This window comes from Thiomicrospira sp. WB1 (genome assembly GCF_001507535.1).
GTDB lineage: Bacteria > Pseudomonadota > Gammaproteobacteria > Thiomicrospirales > Thiomicrospiraceae > Hydrogenovibrio.
The window spans coordinates 37048-55419 of record NZ_LQBN01000001.1; the positions used below are offsets into that span (position 1 = coordinate 37048).

Genomic DNA, 18372 nt, shown 5'->3' on the forward strand with positions numbered 1-18372 from the left:
TATGGGGTATTAAATTTGAGCGCTTACTCAGCCTTTGGCTAGCCTCGGGCATGACCGAGTCATGCATTTTTCACCAGGCCTGGTGAAAAACACACCGCTCGACCTGATCAATCACGCGGCTTTGATCCCGCTGTGACGCAGCAAGGCATCAATTTGAGGTTCACGCCCGCGGAACTGCTTAAACAATGCCATCGGATCCACCGAACCTCCGGCGGCCAGAATGGTGTTTTTAAAACGCGCGCCCGTGTCCGGATTCAAAATCCCGGTTTCTTCAAACAGGCTGAAGGCATCGCTTGAGAGCACTTCGGCCCATTTGTAGCTGTAATAGCCCGCGGCGTACCCCCCGGCAAAAATGTGTGCAAAGCTGTGGGGAAAGCGATGATACGCCGGTGGCTTGACCACAGCGACCTGCTCGCGCACCTTGTTCAGATGCGCCAGAATGGCCTGACTGTCTTCGACCGGCTCGGCGGCATGCAACCCAAAATCAAACAGTGAAAATTCGAGCTGGCGCACCATCATCATGGCCGACTGAAACCCGCGACTATCACGCAGACGCGTCAGCAGTTCATCAGGCAAGGTTTCCCCCGTGTCCACATGCGCCGTCATCAGGTCAATGCCTTCCCGTTCCCAACAGAAATTTTCCATAAACTGAGACGGCAGCTCCACCGCATCCCAGGGCACGCCATTGATGCCGGAGACATCAAAATGTTCCATTTCGGTCAGCATGTGATGCAAACCGTGACCGAATTCGTGGAACAGGGTGGTGACCTCATCATGGGTCAGGCAAGAGGGTGCATCCCCTACCGGAGGCGTAAAATTACACACCAGATACGCCACCGGTACCTGTAACCCCATTTCCGGATCCTGCCAGCGACTGATGGCCGAATCCATCCAGGCCCCGCCGCGTTTGTGTTCGCGTGCATACAGATCCAGATAAAACCCGGCTTTTAATTGATCGGCTTCGTCCACCAGCTCAAAATAGCGCACGTCCTCATGCCAGACAGAGACCCCGCTCTTTTCACGCACCCGCACGCCAAACAAGCGTTCGGTCACCGCAAACAGGCCTTCGATCACTTTGATCACCGGAAAATAAGGTTTGAGCGCTTCTTTGGACAGATTCAGGGTGGCTTGTTTGTATTTTTCCGATGCATAGGCCACATCCCAGGGCTGAAATTCATCGATGCCCAGTTCGGTTTTGGCAAAAACGGTCAAATCGGCCAACTCTTTTTCTGCCTGAGGTTTGGAACGCGCGCCCAAATCCTGCAAAAATTGAAACACCGCATCGGTCGAACCGGCCATTTTGGTGGCCAACGACAATTCGGCATAAGACTCAAATCCGAGCAGTTGCGCTTTCTGGTGACGCAATTGCAGGATTTCCGGCATCACAGCGCTGTTATCGAATTCAGTGTTGTCCGCCTGATCCGAGGCACGCGTGGCAAACGCCCGATAGACTTCTTCTCGCAATGCACGGTTGTCGGCATAGGTCATCACCGCCAGATAGGACGGAATGTCCAGTGTCACCAACCAGCCCTGCTGGTCTTTTTGTGTGGCCAGTTGTGCCAACAGTCCCATCGACGCCTCGGGCAAGCCACTGAGTTCGCTTTCATCGGTGATCAGTTTTGACCAGGCCTGAGTGCCTTTGAGGACGTTGTTGCCGAACTCACTGCTCAATTGCGACAAACGCTGGGAAATCCGTTTGTATTCGCCCTGTTGCGCCTCGGGCAAATCAATCCCCGACAGTTTGAAATCACGCAAGGCGTCTTCGATCACCTTTTTCTGCGCCAGCGAATAATGGATGTATTCTTGCGAATTCGCCAGCTGGGTGAATTTATCAAACAAGCCTTTATTCTGTCCGATCTGCGTGCTGTAGTCGCTGACCATTTCCAGGCAGCCGGTGTAAGCCTCATGCCAGAGATCGGAATTTTTCACGCCATCCAGATGACTGACCGGCCCCCAGACACGTTCAAACCGATTGTGCAAGCGTTCTAACGGCACCACAAACGTCTCCCAGGTCGGATCGGCGGCATCCGCCACTAACGCGTCAATCGCTGCCAGATTTTCTGAAATCACCGTTTCCACCGCAGGGGCGATGTGTTCCACGTGAAACGACTCGAATTTGGGCAAACCGCTCACATCCAAGAGTGGGTTGGCATCCGTTGTGTGCAATACCTGTGCTGTCATAAACCGTCCATTGAATCTTAGGATTAAACAGAGACGATGATAGCGTGAATCGGGTTGGTATCCAAATTCGATGCAGGCAAACGCTGGGCGGCGTCACCGATCTGTGATAGGGTTTTAATCCTCTTTCAGCACGGCATAGCACAGTAAACTCTATGAAAACCTATCAGCGAACCTTAAATTTTCATCAGTCCTCTCGCGGGACCTACAACATCACCACCAACATCAACGAAGTGGTCAAACAAAGCGGGATCAAAACCGGGTTGTGTCAGGCGTTTATTCAGCACACCTCGGCCTCGCTGATGATCACTGAAAACGCCGATCCTCTGGTGCGGGAAGACATTGAAACCTGGATGCAGACGCATGTAAAAGATGGGGACCCGGCCTACAAACACGATTACGAAGGCCCGGATGACATGTCGGCGCATCTTCGGACCCTGCTGACACAGACCAGCCAGACCCTGCCGGTGACCAACGGCCATTTAAATCTGGGTACCTGGCAGGGAATCTTTCTGTACGAACATCGAACCGGTGTGTTCAGCCGCCATGTGGTGGTCACCGTGCAGGGCGAAGCATAAAACGCTTCACCCGATGTGTGATCGTGCAATGCGTTAAAACGAGCCGCCGCGTTCGATTCGCTCATACCCCAATTGGATCATGCAATCGGTGTAGGTGAGTGGCACCGCCTTCTGGCTGCGCACCTGAACACTGGACACACCCTGCTCGTTTTCCCATTGACCCAGGGCTTCCTGTTTGCAATAGAGCTGATCGGCCCGAAACTGATCCATGCTCTGACCGGGTTTTTTGGCAAATTTCTGCGGGCCACTGCAGGCGGACAGGCCGGCCAGGGCAAAAATAACTAGGCCTGGTAAAAAAAGAGATTTCTTCAAAACAGACTGCTTCCTTTTATTGGTTCGCCCCATTCGAGGTGGCCGAGGTATTCAACTGATAACGCGCCACCCGTTTGGCCAGGGTGTGCAAACGCTTGAATGCATCCACAATTTGCATTTCCAGTCGGAAAATCATCACCCGCTGATCATCGGCTTTAAAGCGTCGAGTCTGATGCTCCAATGCGTTCTGGATCAGATGGTCGATTTTGGATTTGACCGCCAGCACTTCATGCGCGGCCTCATCACTGGCTTCCACCTGGGATTTCAATGCATGATCAATGCCGTGGCCGACTTCACGCGCCAGGTCACCCAACAGATTCAACATGGTTTCACTGGGCTGAATCCGGTTTTCAAACGCCTGGTGTTTGGCCTGAATGATGCCGTTGTCCACCGTTTCAATCATGGACTCCAGGATATTGGTGACACTGATCAGGCGCATGTAGCGATTCTGTTGCTTGTCGTCCAGATCCGCCTGGGAAATACGCCCCAGATAATACAGAATCTTGCGCTGGTAAGTCAGCAGCTTGTCGGTGTAATTGTCCTCATAGGCAATGCGATTCAGGTTGGTGAATTCTTTGGCATCAATGGTGTGTTTGAAGAATTTTTCAAACTTTTCACGAAACACACCCAGCTCGGACACCGCCGCGTCCATGGCCATGTCGGGTGATTTCAGCAGGGTCTCGTCCAGAAACTGGGGCGAAAAATTCCGCTGTGCCTTGTCGCTTTCCCCGATGGGCACCAGTTTATACACCACCCAGATAAACAAAGGAATCAAAGGCAAGAACAACAACAGAGCGGTGGCTTTGAAAATGGTGTTGGCGTTGGCAATTTCGCGCGGGGTATTGGCCGCCAGCGTGGCCATTTCATCCAGCCCAGTCGCGGTGGGCGAGACGCTGCTGGCCAGATACGCCAACACCCCAATGAAGGGTAACCAGATCAAGACCCCGAGCACATTAAAGCCCACATGCACCAGCGCCGTGCGCACCGCATCGCGCGACTTTCCGATGGAGGCTAGCATGGCGGTGAAACAGGTGCCGATGTCGGCCCCCATCACCAACGCAATCCCGGCTGGCAAGGTCAGAAACCCATTGCCCGCCATCACAATCACAATGCCGATGGTGGCCGACGACGACTGGACCAGCGCGGTGAACAACATGCCCACCAGAATCCCGTAAAACGGGTTCTGCAGTTCGCGCATCACTTCCAGAAACGGCTCGTAATCGCGCAACGGCGCCATGCCTTCGCTCATCACGTTCATACCGAAAAAGATCAGGCCCAAGCCCAGAACCAGTTCACCGATGCTGCGGGTTTTGCTGAGTTTGGCCACAAATTTGGTTACAAACCCGACCGCGATCATCGCCAGCGCCAGATTGGTGATTTTAAAGGCCACAATCTGCGCGGTGATGGTGGTCCCCAGATTGGCCCCCATGATGATACTCGCCGCCTGGGCCACAGTAATCAGACCGGCGGAGACAAAGCCCACCACCAACACAGTGGTGACGGACGATGATTGAATCACGGCGGTCACAATCGCCCCGGAAATGGCCCCGGTCACGCGATTGACCGTCAGTTTTTCCAGCAGGGTTTTCATTTTTTCCCCGGCGACGGCCAGCAGGCCTTTGATCAACAAATCCAGACCGAACAGAAACAGCGCCAGCCCCCCGAGCAATTCCATCGACATGGGCAGCCAATCGAGCTCGGTGGTCGCATTCTGCGGGAGCGGGCCAGCTTGCGCCGCCCAGGACGGCGATGCCCATAACCACCAGGCCGCCATCAACGAGACCACACTGAATAATGTCCAGACAATCCGTTGAGCGCTCATTTCCGTCGGCCCATACCATCGAAACCATGAAAACCAATAATGTTGCAAAGCGTGCTCCGGTTTTATTCAAAAAAGACTACGCCATTATGTCACTGTGTCAGGCCGCTGTCACATGATTGTCATCTAATTTCATCCACCCGGGTTTCACCGGTTGAAAGCGTTTTTGGCCGATGCTTTAGGATTGACAGCCGACCCGGTTGTGGTAACCTTTTCAGTCTATAAATAAAATGAATCAGCAACGTTCATGAATCTATTGGCTTTCAATCTTCCGCTGGTGGTTTTGCTCCCCTTTGTGGGCGCCGCCTTCGCCGCCTGGGCTTCCCGTCTCAATCGCCTGGGCGCGGCCTACACCAGTGGTCTGGTCACCCTTTTGTCGTTGGCATTGCTGATGCCATCGGTGCCCTTGCCGTTTCATGATCAAACTCTGATCCAGACCTGGGACTGGGTGCCTGATCTGGGTCTGTATTTTTCTTTCCGACTGGATGGGCTGGCGCTGCTGTTTGCTCTGCTGATTCTGGTCATCGGGCTCCTGGTCATTTTTTATGCCCGTTATTACCTGTCTGCCAAAGATTGCATGGGGCGGTTCTTTGCCTACCTGCTCATGTTCATGGGCTCGATGCTGGGGATTGTGCTTTCGGAAAACGTGATCCAACTGGTGATTTTCTGGGAACTGACCTCCATCACCTCCTTTTTGCTGATCAGTTACTGGCAGCATCGCAAGGAGGCCCGTCAGGGCGCTCGCATGGCACTGGCGATCACCGGGGCCGGTGGTTTGGCTCTGCTGGGGGGCATGATTCTGCTGGGCGAAATGGTGGGCAGCTACCAATTGACGCACATTCTGGCAGCGGGCGATCTGATCCGGGCGCATGACTGGTATCTGCCCGCACTGATTCTGATTCTTCTCGGTGTGTTCACCAAATCCGCGCAATTTCCGTTTCATTTCTGGCTGCCTCATGCCATGGCCGCACCCACGCCTGTATCGGCTTATCTGCATTCGGCGACCATGGTCAAAGCCGGGATTTTCATTCTGGCCCGTTTCTTCCCGGCCTTGTCCGGCACGATTGAATGGACACTTCTGGTGGGCGGTGCCGGGCTGATCACCCTGTTGATCGGCGCGTACACCGCTTTGTTCAAGCATGACCTCAAAGGCTTGCTGGCTTATTCCACCATCAGCCATCTGGGACTGATCACACTGCTGTTTGGGTTTGGCACCCAACTGGCCGCGGTGGCCGCGATTTTCCATATCATTAACCACGCGACCTTCAAGGCGTCTCTGTTTATGGTGGCCGGCATTGTGGACCACGAAACCGGCACCCGCGACATGCGCCGACTGGGCGGATTGATTCATTATATGCCCCATACCGCGACCCTGGCGATGGTCGCGGCCGCAGCCATGGCGGGTGTTCCCCTTCTGAATGGTTTCCTGAGTAAGGAAATGCTGTTTGATCAGGCGGTGATCGCTTCGTCCATTTCGCATTGGGCTTTGTTGCTGCCGGTACTGGTGACGATTGCGGGCTTGCTCTCGGTGGCCTATTCGGTGCGTTTCATCATGGACACGTTTTTTGGTCAGCCCAAAAGCGATCTGCTTCACACCCCGCATGAGCCACCCCGCTTTATGAAAATTCCGGTGGACATTCTGGTGGTGGTCTGTCTGGCCGTGGGCATCCTGCCGGCCTTGACGGTCTCGCCGATTCTGGAAACCGCAGTGGCGGGTACGCTTCAGGCCGAGGTACCGGATTTCAGTCTGGCCATCTGGCATGGGTTTAACGCACCTCTGATGATGAGCATCGCGGCCCTGATCGGGGGCGTGGCGCTGTTTCTCAAACGGGATACACTCTTTCAGTTGTACCAGCGACATGAGCACGTGGATGCCAAACGTTATTTTCAGGCCAGTCTGCAGGGCATCCTGAACCTGGCTCAAACCGTCACACAGCGTTTTGATAAAGGCTCACTCCAACACGCCAGTGCCTGGGTGATTGCGGTCAGCCTGGCCGCCGGCATCGTTGGGTTTGCCGGTTTCAACGGCTCTCTGCTGGGTGAAACGCCGGTGCAGTCTGTGGACACCCTCACCGTCATCGTGGGGCTGCTGGGCGCTCTGGCCGCTTTGATGACGGCCATCTGGCATCGAAAACGCTTTGTCAGTCTGGTTGTGATCGGGGTCGTGGGGCTGGTAATTGCCATCGGATTTGTGAAATTTTCCGCGCCGGATCTGGCACTGACCCAGCTTTCGGTGGAAGTGGTGACCATCGTATTGCTGTTGCTGGCGCTCTACTTTTTACCGCAAGCCTCCCCCAAAGAAATCAACCGGGTCCGTTTGTGGCGGGACGCTCTGCTGGCCGGTGTTTCCGGCATTGGCGCCACCCTGCTGACCCTGTCGGTACTGACGCGTGATTTTGATTCCATTTCCACTTATTTCCTGGAAAACAGCGTCCCCGGCGGCGGCGGCACCAATGTGGTCAATGTGATTCTGGTGGATTTCCGTGGCTTTGATACCTTGGGCGAAATTGTGGTGCTGGCACTGGCTGGGCTCGGGATTTACAGCCTGTTACAGGGCATGACCCTGCCGGCGCCCAAAAATGATCTGCGCGGTCGCCTGTGGAACCCGGACAAACACCCATTAATTTTACAGACCCTGACCCGATTGCTGTTGCCATTAATGCTGATGGTGGCGGTATTTGTGTTCCTGCGCGGCCACAACCTGCCAGGCGGTGGCTTTATTGCCGGACTGATCGCCTCGGTGGCTTTGATAGTGCAATATCTGGCCAACGGCATTGACTGGACCCGAACCCGTTTGCAGATCGATATGCATTGGGCCATCGGACTGGGACTGTTGATTGCGATTGCCACCGGTCTGGTGATGATGGCCATGGGTTATCCGTTCCTGACCTCGGCGTTCCGCCACATGCACTGGCCAGTGGTTGGTGAATTTGAACTGGCCAGTGCCATTGCCTTTGATCTGGGCGTGTTCCTGGTCGTGGTCGGGGCCACAGTGCTCAGTCTGGTGCAACTGGGTCGATTGAGTCATTCTTCTCATGCGGGGTCGACATGGAAATCCTGATTGCGTTTGTCATTGGCGCCATGACCGCCAGCGGTGTGTTTCTGACCCTGCGGGGCCGAACCTTTCCGGTGGTGCTGGGCCTGACCCTACTGGCCTATGCGGTCAATGTATTTTTGTTTGCCATGGGCCGTTTGACTGTGGGGCTTCCAGCGGTGATTGACCCAACTCAGGGTGGTTATGCCGATCCCCTGCCTCAAGCGTTGGTCCTGACGGCCATTGTCATCGCGTTCGGCATGACGGCGTTTCTGATTGTCTTGGCGTTAAAAGCCCGGGCTGAAATGGGCAATGACCATGTGGATGGCCTGCATCTGTCCGAAGACGAAGCGTCTCTGAAAAACACCCTGCCGCCCAGATCACAAAGAGCCAGTCGCAAGGCACGACACGCTGATCAACAGGAGGCCGGACAATGACCGATTGGCCAAGTTTGCCGTTTCTGGCGCTGCTGGTGCCCTTGCTCGGCGGCACCCTCATTCTGCTGGCGAAACCATTTGGCTTGCGCCTACAACGCATCCTTGGGCTTTTGCTGACGCTGGGTCTGCTGTTTGTGAGCGTGGATTTGCTGGAAGTCGCGTTTGAACAGGGCCATCGTGTGTACACGCTTGGTAACTGGGCCGCACCTTATGGCATCGTCTTAGTGCTGGATGCTTTATCAGCCATGATGGTCAGTCTCACCACGGTGCTGGCACTGGCCGCGCTCTGGTACGCCATTGCCAGCGGCATCGATCGTCAGGGCGCGCACTTTCATGTGCTCTTTCAGATTCAGTTGTTCGGCTTGAACGGCGCGTTTCTGACCGGGGATGTCTTCAACCTGTTTGTCTTCTTTGAAGTGCTTTTGCTGGCCTCTTACGGTCTGTTGCTTCACGGCGGCGGGCGTCTGCGTACGCGAGGTGGCCTGCATTATGTGGTGATCAACCTGATCGGCTCAACCCTGTTCCTGTTTGCGGTCGGGGCGCTCTACGGGTTGCTTGGGACCTTGAACATGGCCGACATGGCACAGGCGGTGGCTGACCTGCCCACCTCGGATCTGGCACCCGTGGCCGCAGCCGGTCTGTTGTTGCTGGTGGTGTTTGCAATCAAGGCGGCTTTCTTTCCACTTTATCTGTGGCTGCCCGGGGCTTACGCCGAAACCTCGGCGCCTGTGGCCGCTTTGTTTGCCATTATGACCAAAGTGGGCCTGTATGCCATCATCCGCGTGCATGGCACCGTTTTCGGGCCGGAAGCGGGCGAATTGGCCTTTTATCATCAACCCTTTGTGCTCACAGCCGGCCTGATCGGGCTGGGCATGGCGGCCTTGGGTGTCATGGCGGCCAAAGGATTGAGAAATCAAGTGGCCTATCTGGTCCTGGCCTCGGTGGCCACCCTGTTGATTGGTGTCGGCTTAAACACACCTCAGGCACTGGGTGCCACGCTTTATTACCTGATCCATTCCACGCTGGTCGCCGCGGCGCTCTTCCTGCTGGCAGACCTGATTGCCAAAGGGCGTGGCAGCTATGCCGATCGGTTTGAATCGGCTCCGGCCATGCCTCAAGCGGTCTTGCTGGGTGGTTTTTTCCTGTTCGGCGCCATTGCCATGACCGGCATGCCGCCTTTGTCCGGGTTTATGGGTAAAGTCTTTATTCTGGATGCGGCGCTGGCGCATGACTGGTCGGCCTGGGTACTGGGCATGATTCTGGTCAGCAGCCTGCTGATGATTGTGGCCATGGCCCGCAGCGGTTCCCTGTTGTTTTACAATACATTGGATGGCGCCAGTAACGGGGAAGCATTGAATCGACCGGGGCTGGTTTCAGTGCTGGGGTTGTTTCTGATCAGCGTTGGCATGGTGGTGTTTGCCGGACCGATTCTGGGTATGACGGAGGCGATCGCCGAACGCGCTTATGACGTGGGACCTTATGTGGATCAGGTCCTCAATACGCCGACGCAGGATGCCCAATGGCTGAAGGGAGGCCATTAAATGAGTGCGAACATGAAAAAATCCCGCTGGTTACCGCATCCGTTTTTAAGTGTGGCGTTATGGCTGATCTGGCTGTTGCTGAACAACACCTTTTCCGCCGGACACATGGTTCTGGGTGCGGTATTGGCGATTGTGATTCCCATACTGACCGCTGGTTTCTGGCAGGAACGGGTTTGTGTCAGAGCGCCCATGACGTTGCTGAAATACCTGCTGGTGGTGTTGTGGGACATCCTGGTGGCCAATGTAGTGGTGGCCAAATTGATCCTCAGCCCCAATCGAACCCTGCAACCCGGCTTTTTTGTGATTGATCTGGACGCCCGGCACCCGCTGGCGATCAGCCTGCTGGCCAACACCATTTCATTGACCCCGGGCACCGTGTCCTGTGATCTGTCCAAAGATCGAAAACAACTGTTGGTGCACGCGCTGCATCTTGAAGACGAAGCCGGCACCATTGCTGATATCAAAACCCGTTACGAAGCTCCCCTCAACAAGGTATTGCCCCCATGTTAGATACGGTCTTGCAAATCGCTCTGGCGGCGGTGGCACTGGCGATGTTGCTCAGTGCCTGGCGTCTGATTGCCGGTCCGTCCAAACCGGATCGGATTCTGGCGCTGGACACCCTCTACATTAATACCATCGCCCTGCTGATTCTGCTTGGGTTATGGTTGGACAGTGCTTTGTATTTTGAAGCCGCCCTGCTGATTGCGGTCATGGGTTTTGTGGGAACCGTGGCTCTGAGCAAATACCTGCTCAGAGGCGATATCATGGAGTAATGCGATGGAATGGCTACTGAGTGCACTGATTCTGATTGGCGCCGGATTTACCCTGGTGGGGTCCATTGGTCTGGCCAAACTGCCGGATTTTTATACCCGTCTGCACGGCCCGACCAAAGCCACCACTCTGGGCGTGGGGGCGATCTTAATCGCTTCCGCCGTTTATTTCAGTCTTCATCAGAGTCTGAGCCTGCATGAATTGCTGATTACCCTGTTTCTGTTTATCACGGCTCCGGTCAGCGCCCACCTGATGGCCAAAGCCGCCATTCACATCCGAACCCGATCCATTCAGCGCACCCAGAACAAGCCCGAATTTGATTCGGAGCATCGATAGGTCGCCAGTTAAACAACGTTTTTACCAGGCCTGGTAAAAAGCGCCTTTATTCAAAGTTAAAATCATCCAGCGGCGCCAAGGGCGGTTGCCCGTTATAAAGTTTATTGACGCGGTTCTGGAAATAACTTTCGCGCATGAACACATACGGATCCGGCTGTTGTTTGACCTGTTCGATCAGCGGCATCAGCTTAACGTATTGAACAAACCCATTGCCCACGCTCATGGCAATGCGATCACGCGTATTAAAATCCAACAGATAAGGGTAGGCCGGATCATAGGTGGCGTCCACGCTCAACCCGGCCAGTCCGCGTGTGCTGCTCGGCCCCAGAAACGGCAGCATCAGATAATTGGCCTCATTCCAAACCCCCCAGACATACAGGGTTTGTCCAAAATCCTCGTCCTGGTGCGCCAATCCGGCTTCGGTGCCGATGTCCAGTAACCCGCCCAACCCCAATGTCGTATTGAGCGCAAACCGCATCAGGCTGGTGAGGCCACTTTCGATGTTCCCCTGCAAAAACCCGTTGACCATGTTCAGGGGTTCGCCCAGGTTCTGGAAAAAATTGCTGACACCGGTTTGTGCCGGAGAGGGAACGTATCGTTTGTAAGCGGTGCCCAAAGGATGGAAGATCGCGTCATTAAACGCCATATTAAAGGCATAGACAGGTCGATTAAACGCTTCATAAGGGTCACGGTCATTAAACGCTTTGGATTCGCTCTGTTGCGCTTTGATCTCGTCGGCATAATACAAAACATCGTACTCCGCCTGAGCGGAACTGAAAAACAGGGCGTTCAGCCAAAGTGAAGCGACCATTAGAAGACGTGGTTGCATGCGTGGTTTCCAAAAATTTACGTAGCGATAAAAATATTTTAATCGCTTTGACAGCGATCTGTACAGGGAATGTGACTGGATTGTAACGTTTTTTTAAAGGCGTTCAATGCATCCAGATTGGGAAAACTTTTACGCCAGGCCAGAACCACGGTGCGTTTGGCATCTTTTTCAGCCAGGGGGAGATAAGTGAGTAATTCATCGCTGTTCTGACAAGCACTGCAAGGCAAAATCGTCACACCAGCACCTGAGGCCACCATATAACGAATGGTTTCCAGCGAACCGCCTTCCAATGTCTTTTGCAAAGACTGATCATTGGCACGGGCCTGAGACAATAATGGGTAGGCATCAAAAATCTGATCGCGAAAACAGTGCCCGGCGCCCAAAAGCAACAGGGTTTCATTTTCCAAATCACTTAAATCAATGGAGGCTTTTTCGGCCAAAGGGTGCTGTTTGGGCAGGGAAGCGTAAAAAGGTTCTTCATACAAAGGCAGGCACTCAATGTTGGGTTCATCAAAGGGCAGGGACACCAATACCGCATCCAACTCACCGGATTGCAGTTTTTTGGCCAATTCATAGGTGTAATTTTCTTCAATGGTCAGGCGGACCGATTGCTTAACTGCATGAAACGCTGAAATCACATGCGGCAATAAATAAGGCCCAATGGTATAAATGGCCCCGATCTTTAATTCGGCGGTTTGAGATTGCTCGGCTTGTGCCAGTTCTTTGATGGATTTGGCTTCCTGAAGCATTTTTTGAGCAATGGGCAGAATTTTTTCACCGATCGGCGTTAATAAGACATTCTGTTTACGTCGTTCGAATAGCGTAACGTCGAGTTCGGTTTCCAGTTTTTTGATCGCGACACTGAGAGTGGGTTGAGACACAAAACATTGTTCCGATGCTTTTCGAAAGTGTTTTTGTTTGGCTAATTCACAAAAGTATTTGAGTTCATTCAGTGTCATGATCAGCGTGTTCGTCTGTGGTTAAGGAAAAGATAAAGCTTGTTGTTATTACTGTTATGCACACCGTATTCCGTGCATAAGTCGGGTTTTGCTAAATGTATCATACGCTTGGCTTGTGTACACCCATGCGGGGAAAACGATGTAACGTTTTTGTATGCGCTGTGGGCCTTTTGTGAATAAGTCGGATGAAACGCAAACATGAGCTCAAACCTTCAAAGTTCTCCACAAAATTTTGCGATTATGCACAGGGCTTAAGCATTCGGTCCATAGGATTATCCCGTTTTTATCCACACGTGACCAGACACGATTCATTGAACCGGTTGATGGGTCATGCCATCGCAGAAAGGGTCAGATTTCAATCAAACGAAGAAAGTCGGATTGCTTGAGGGGTTTATGGAAGAAGTAGCCCTGACAGAGCTCACAGGCGTTTTCCAGGAGGAACTCGACCTGTTCCTGGGTTTCCACGCCTTCAGCGATCACATTGATGTTTAAGTGATCGGTCAGGTTAATGATGGTTTTGGCAATGGCCACGGCTTTGACTTGATTGGGCAGCTCATCCACAAAGGATTTATCAATCTTAAGCTGATCGATGGGCAGGTTTTTCAAATAGCTCAAAGAAGAAAAACCAGTGCCGAAATCATCCAGTGAAATGTGGAACCCAAGTTCTTTCAATTGTTTGAGGACATAGATACTGTGAGTCAGATTTTCCAGGAACACCCCTTCGGTGATTTCCAGTTTGATCGATTCCGGACGCACGGCATGGGTTTCCAACAGCGTTTCCATGGTCTGAACCAGTTTGGGGTCAAAGAAGTGTTTGGGACTCAGGTTAAGGGAAACCGTCAGCGTTTGATCCAGTTGGTGCTGTTCAATAAAGGCAAACACCGATTCAAACAGCCAGTTGGAAATGGGGATGATGGTCAGATTGTCTTCCGCCAGAGGGATGAAACGCGCCGGAGAAATCAGCTCGCCCCGGAAAATCCAGCGTAACAGGACTTCGGCCCCCACGATTTTACCGGTTTTGGCTTCGATTTGAGGTTGCAGCAACCAGTAGAATTCGTTTTTGGCAACGGCATTTTCCAGACCTTCTTCCAGCAACAGGTCGTCTTTGACCTTGTTTTCCATTTCGGTTTCAAACAAGGTGACCTGGTTGCGACCGCTTTCTTTGGAAGCATACAAGGCAATGTCGGCACGGCGAATCACTTCATTGATGTTGAAATCACGCTGACCGTCAAACAGGTCAATGCCGATTGAGACCGAGGTTTTATGATAGAGATCATCCAGCTGATAGGGTTTCCCTAGGGCTTCGTGCAGGGTTTTGGCCAGTTTTTGCGAATGCAGACTGGCTTCATATAAAGTGTCCCCGATGTTTTCATAAATGATGACAAATTCATCCCCGCCAAACCGAAAAGCCTGTCCGTTCTTTTCCAGAATCTGGGTGATGCGGTTGGCGATTTTCTGTAAAAGCAGATCCCCCAGTTCATGACCGTAGGAATCATTGAGTTGTTTGAATTTGTCCACGTCCAGGAATAACAGAGCGGAAAAATAGCGGCCTTTTCGAGCCCGGTGGATGGCGCTGTTGAGTTCCTCTTCCAAAAGCGCTCGACTGCTCAGCCCAGTCAGCGTGTCGTTGTAAGCCAGTTTTTCAATTTCTCTCAAGTTGGCCTTGTTTTCCTGAAACTGCTGGTAAATTTTTTCTTCCATCCGATTGAAATTACGCATCAGACTGCCAATTTCATCGTTTTCGGTGTTCGCAAACGGATTGACTGATTTTTCCGGATCGACTTGCTGGGTGGCTTCAATCAGTGTTTTGATCCGACGTGTGAGGTTATTGCCCAGAATCCAGGCAATGATGGCGCCGATCAAAATCGCCACAAAAGTATAAATCAGACCTTCCTGAGTCAGATTGATCAGGTTTTTTTGCAGATGGCGGGTGCTCATGCCCACTTTGACATACCCAATGGTGTCTTCGCCAATTTGAATGGGGGCGGTGGCATCGATGAGTTGACTGGCCTCGAGATAGCGAATTTTAACCGGATGAGTCGGGTCAATGCGTTGCAGATTCTGCAGGTATTTGCCCACGGTGTTTTGGTTGGTATGCGCCACGATCAGGCCTTCCGGATTGAAAATCATGGCATAACGCAGATTTTCATAACTGGATTGGGACTGGATGACTTCCTGCAGACCGACCACATTATTGGAGAGCATCCATTCGGTGGTGTTGGTGGCGATGGTCTGAGCCAGGGAATGGGTTTGTGTGGTCAGCTGTTGGACCAGGAAATCGCGTTCTTTGTAGACCAGGTCAAAAATAAACACACTCATCATCAGGGCGTGCACAATCGTCACCCCCATGATCAGCTGGTGTTTAATCCGTTTTGGCCAGAGTCTGGTGAACACTAATCGTTATCCTCGTTATCTCTGGGGTGTGCAAGCAGCGCATTGTCGCCAATTTCCGCCCGAAACGTCTTCATAAAACGTTGGATCGGTTCATAGGTGCCGTTGTCGGCGGGGAACACCTGTTTTATGTTCATCAGATTCAGTAATTCACGTCCACGTTCATGTGTGTGCAATTGCGTGAGCAGTTGCTGAATTTTTTCCGCATGGCGCGCACTGACGGTTTCGGTGCGGTAAGAAAAGCTGTTGTTGGGCAGCGGTTCGGTCTGCCAGCCGATTTTCAGGGCTTTGGCGATGTCTGGTCGGTTTTTTTGCAGGTCATACCAGGGGATGGGCCAGGTGGCCCCGGCCGCGGTCAGTTTCAGATAAACGTTCATGATACTGGATTCCTGTGACCCTACATACAAGGTCGTTGTGTCGTTTTTCAGATCCAGCCCCTGCTGATGCAGAAAGTATTGCGGCATCATGGTGGCCGCGAGCGCCGTGGGCGCCGGGTAGGAGATCTTTTGGCCGCGCAGGTCGTCAATGGTTTTCACATCACTGTCTTTTCGAACCAGAATCAGGCCGCGAAAATTATCATTGGTGCCCATTTGAGCCAGGGTCTGATAGCCATACTGGTAATGGGTAATGGTCTGGTATGGGTTGGGCAAGGTCAGATCAAACGCTTTTTGCGCCAGCTTTTCATCATAACTGGGGTAATCTTTGGAGGCCTGAACGCGGATGGTGACCCCATCCAAATGTTCGCTCAGGTATTTGGCCAGCGGGTTGAAGACCGAGTAGAGTTTTTTGGGGTTATGCAAAGGATGCACGCCCAGGGTATAAACGGTTTTATTGGATTCAGGGGCCTGATCGCCGTATTGAGGGAGCACAGCGTTTTCTTCGTGCGATTGATCGCATCCGCTTAAACCAAAAACGAATGTCAACAACAGCAACCAACTGAATCTGTGCATGGGCGTTCCTTTTGCTTTAAAAGTGTAAGGCGTCGTCTTCTTCAATCAAACTGATGTGGGGATTCATGGCGTTACGCAAAGAGCGTTTGAAAATTAATTTGTTCTGCACGGGTTCGGGCAAATCGGTAAAACGGATTAATTCCTTGTCGATCATCACATCGATGACGTCTTCAATCACCCGGACCATATCCATGTCCAGCTTGGCCAGCAGTTCCCGCATCATGGTTTCGTTCTGACTGTTTTCGACAAACGCTTTGATTTCAGGGGAAAACAGACTCGCTTCCTCATAGCCGGGTGAGGGAGAAAATTGCAGGTCTTCAATGTTTTGAGCGTCGTTGCGTTTGACGTAAATCATCACGTGCCTCGCTTTTGGGCATTAATTGGTCATTTCCGAAATCACATTGCCCAACAGATCGGTCAGGCGGTCGTTTTCGGAATAATCAACCGGGCAATCGATCAAAGTCACCGTGGGCGTTTCGATCGCGGTTTTCAGGGCCGGCAGCAGTTCATCGGCGGATTGAATGCGAACCCCTCTGGCGCCGAAAGACTGCGCAAACTGAACAAAGTCGGGGTTTTGAAAATCAATGTAAGCACTGCGCTCATAGCGTCGTTTCTGTTTCCATTCAATCAAACCATATTGGCTGTCGTTCCAGATCAGTATCACGATGGGCGTTTTTTCACGCAGGGCGGTTTCCAGCTCCTGAATGTTCATCATCAGACCGGCGTCACCGGTGACGGCGACCACGGCTTTGTCGGGATGTGCCAGCTTGGCACCGATGGCGCCGGGTAAGGCGATGCCCATGCTGGCAAAACCATTGGAAATAATGCAGGTGTTGGGTTGCTCGGCCCGGAAAAAACGCGCCATCCACATTTTGTGTGCGCCGACATCACAGATGGTAATCGCATCCTTGTCCAATGCGGTGCGCAGATCCCAGATGATTTTCTGTGGCTTTAACGGCCAGGCCTGGTTGTTTTCGAACTGATCCATTTCCGCAATCATGGCCTGGCGCAGCGGGAAAGGTCGCGGAGGCGTATCGCTGGCAGGCAGATGCTTGGTCAGCGCTTTGAGGTTGCGTCCGATGTTGCCCACCAGCTCCACGTCCGGCATGTAGCTGTAATCCACTTCCGCCGCACAGGTGTCAATGTGAACGATGGTGTGTTCACGATTGGGGTTCCACAAGTGGGGGTGGTATTCGACCATGTCAAAGCCGACACAAATCACCAGATCACTGTTGGCAAAGCCGCCGTTTTCGTAGTCACCTTTCTGCAGCCCGGTGGTGCCCATCGACAGTGGGTTTTTGTAATGGGGTACCGAGCCTTTGGCCATGAAGGTATTGACCAGCGGAATCTGGCAGTGCTCGGCAAACGCCTGCAATTGCGCACTGGCATTGGCTCGGGCCACGCCATTGCCTACCAGAATCATCGGGCTTTGGGCGCGTTGAATGATGTCGGCAGCCTGCTGGATCAGTTTGTGGTCCGCCAGCGACAGACGGCTGGGGATCACCGGCAAGGGCGTTTCCGGTGTGGGCATTTCCTGAATGTTTTCCGGAAAATCTATAAACGCGGCCCCAGGTTTTTCAGTTTGCGCCAGCTTGAAGGCTTTGCGCACCACTTCGGGCAGGGTTTCCGGTTCGAGCACCTGGGTGGCGTATTTGGAAATGGGTTTGAACAGACTGACCAGGTCGACCACCTGATGGGATTCTTTATGCAATCGCGTGGTCGCGGCCTGGCCGGCAATGGCGACAATGGGGGAGCGGTCCATATTGGCGTCCGCGACACCGGTCACCAGATTGGTGGCCCCTGGCCCTAGGGTAGACAAACAAACGCCTGCCTGACCGGTAATGCGACCGTAAACGTCTGCCATAAACGCGGCGCCTTGTTCGTGTCGACAGGTGATAAAACGAATGTCGGCATCCAGCAGGGCATCGAGAATGTCCATATTCTCTTCGCCCGGCACCCCGAAGACAAATTCCACGCCTTCGTTTTCCAGACATTGAACAAAGCGCTTGGCGGCTTTCATCAAACTTCCTTGCTGTTTGGCGGTCGAATCAAAGCAAAAACCACCAGGCCTGGTCAAAATGGCACTGGCTGGATGCTGGTTGAGGTTTTTTAGAGCGCTTTGCGTGAGTCAGGGACGAGCTAAAAATGAGAGAAAATTTTGTTGTTCAAGGCGGGAAATGCAGGCCATGGCAGGGCCATGGTCAAATTTTCCAACGCAGAACAGCGGAATTTTAGCC

The 18372-nt window shown here is 53.0% G+C and carries 16 protein-coding genes; 7 read left to right on the plus strand and 9 right to left on the minus strand.

The features are described 5' to 3' along the window. Window positions 1-111: 111 nt before the first annotated feature. On the minus strand, window positions 112-2181 hold the full coding sequence (prlC, locus tag AVO41_RS00180) for an oligopeptidase A (RefSeq protein ID WP_068580844.1): 2070 nt from the start codon (window positions 2179-2181) through the stop codon (window positions 112-114). Between the two features lie 152 nt (window positions 2182-2333). Between prlC and AVO41_RS00185 the strand changes: the two genes are divergently transcribed. Further along, window positions 2334-2756: a secondary thiamine-phosphate synthase enzyme YjbQ gene (locus tag AVO41_RS00185; protein WP_068580847.1), complete on the plus strand. Its 423-nt coding sequence runs from the start codon at window positions 2334-2336 to the stop codon at window positions 2754-2756. Window positions 2757-2789: 33 nt separating this feature from the next. Here AVO41_RS00185 and AVO41_RS00190 read toward each other — a convergent pair whose 3' ends face one another. Together AVO41_RS00190 and AVO41_RS00195 are read right to left on the minus strand one after the other, a co-directional pair. Further along, window positions 2790-3068 (minus strand): hypothetical protein, encoded by a 279-nt coding sequence (locus AVO41_RS00190; protein ID WP_068580848.1) that lies wholly within the window; start codon window positions 3066-3068, stop codon window positions 2790-2792. A gap of 16 nt (window positions 3069-3084) precedes the next feature. Beyond that, the gene (locus AVO41_RS00195) at window positions 3085-4890 is read right to left on the minus strand and encodes a Na/Pi cotransporter family protein (protein WP_068583123.1); all 1806 of its coding nucleotides are present in this window, start codon (window positions 4888-4890) and stop codon (window positions 3085-3087) included. Window positions 4891-5134: 244 nt separating this feature from the next. Between AVO41_RS00195 and AVO41_RS00200 the strand changes: the two genes are divergently transcribed. The 6 genes from AVO41_RS00200 to AVO41_RS00225 are packed head-to-tail and all read left to right on the plus strand — an operon-like array spanning window position 5135 to window position 11006. Beyond that, window positions 5135-7948: a monovalent cation/H+ antiporter subunit A gene (locus AVO41_RS00200; protein WP_068580850.1), complete on the plus strand. Its 2814-nt coding sequence runs from the start codon at window positions 5135-5137 to the stop codon at window positions 7946-7948. After that, a complete protein-coding gene (locus AVO41_RS00205) occupies window positions 7936-8358 on the plus strand; it encodes a Na+/H+ antiporter subunit C (RefSeq protein ID WP_068580853.1) in 423 nt (140 codons plus the stop codon). Before AVO41_RS00200 ends, AVO41_RS00205 begins: the two co-directional genes overlap by 13 nt. After that, on the plus strand, window positions 8355-9899 hold the full coding sequence (locus AVO41_RS00210) for a monovalent cation/H+ antiporter subunit D (RefSeq protein ID WP_068580854.1): 1545 nt from the start codon (window positions 8355-8357) through the stop codon (window positions 9897-9899). Before AVO41_RS00205 ends, AVO41_RS00210 begins: the two co-directional genes overlap by 4 nt. Beyond that, on the plus strand, window positions 9900-10409 hold the full coding sequence (locus AVO41_RS00215) for a Na+/H+ antiporter subunit E (protein ID WP_082676362.1): 510 nt from the start codon (window positions 9900-9902) through the stop codon (window positions 10407-10409). Further along, on the plus strand, window positions 10403-10672 hold the full coding sequence (locus AVO41_RS00220; protein ID WP_068580856.1) for a K+/H+ antiporter subunit F: 270 nt from the start codon (window positions 10403-10405) through the stop codon (window positions 10670-10672). Before AVO41_RS00215 ends, AVO41_RS00220 begins: the two co-directional genes overlap by 7 nt. Before the next feature lie 4 nt (window positions 10673-10676). Continuing rightward, window positions 10677-11006: a Na+/H+ antiporter subunit G gene (locus AVO41_RS00225; RefSeq protein ID WP_068580858.1), complete on the plus strand. Its 330-nt coding sequence runs from the start codon at window positions 10677-10679 to the stop codon at window positions 11004-11006. A gap of 46 nt (window positions 11007-11052) precedes the next feature. Here the strand turns inward: AVO41_RS00225 and AVO41_RS00230 are convergent, their stop codons facing one another. The 6 genes from AVO41_RS00230 to AVO41_RS00255 all read right to left on the minus strand — a co-directional run bounded on the left by AVO41_RS00230 (window position 11053) and on the right by AVO41_RS00255 (window position 18155). After that, window positions 11053-11835 carry a VacJ family lipoprotein gene (locus AVO41_RS00230; RefSeq protein WP_068580861.1) on the minus strand — a complete coding sequence of 261 codons (783 nt, stop codon included), beginning with the start codon at window positions 11833-11835 and terminating at the stop codon, window positions 11053-11055. 38 nt (window positions 11836-11873) lie between these two features. Further along, entirely contained in the window at window positions 11874-12794 is a 921-nt protein-coding gene (locus AVO41_RS00235) for a hydrogen peroxide-inducible genes activator (protein ID WP_068580864.1), read from the minus strand. A 348-nt stretch (window positions 12795-13142) separates the two neighbouring features. Next, entirely contained in the window at window positions 13143-15188 is a 2046-nt protein-coding gene (locus AVO41_RS00240) for a bifunctional diguanylate cyclase/phosphodiesterase (RefSeq protein ID WP_068580867.1), read from the minus strand. Beyond that, on the minus strand, window positions 15188-16135 hold the full coding sequence (locus AVO41_RS00245; protein ID WP_068580871.1) for a phosphate/phosphite/phosphonate ABC transporter substrate-binding protein: 948 nt from the start codon (window positions 16133-16135) through the stop codon (window positions 15188-15190). The genes AVO41_RS00240 and AVO41_RS00245 overlap by 1 nt, the downstream gene beginning before the upstream one ends. Window positions 16136-16151: 16 nt before the next feature. Beyond that, window positions 16152-16490 carry a hypothetical protein gene (locus tag AVO41_RS00250; protein ID WP_068580874.1) on the minus strand — a complete coding sequence of 113 codons (339 nt, stop codon included), beginning with the start codon at window positions 16488-16490 and terminating at the stop codon, window positions 16152-16154. A 21-nt stretch (window positions 16491-16511) separates the two neighbouring features. Further along, window positions 16512-18155: an acetolactate synthase large subunit gene (locus tag AVO41_RS00255; protein WP_068580876.1), complete on the minus strand. Its 1644-nt coding sequence runs from the start codon at window positions 18153-18155 to the stop codon at window positions 16512-16514. Window positions 18156-18372: the final 217 nt, after the last annotated feature.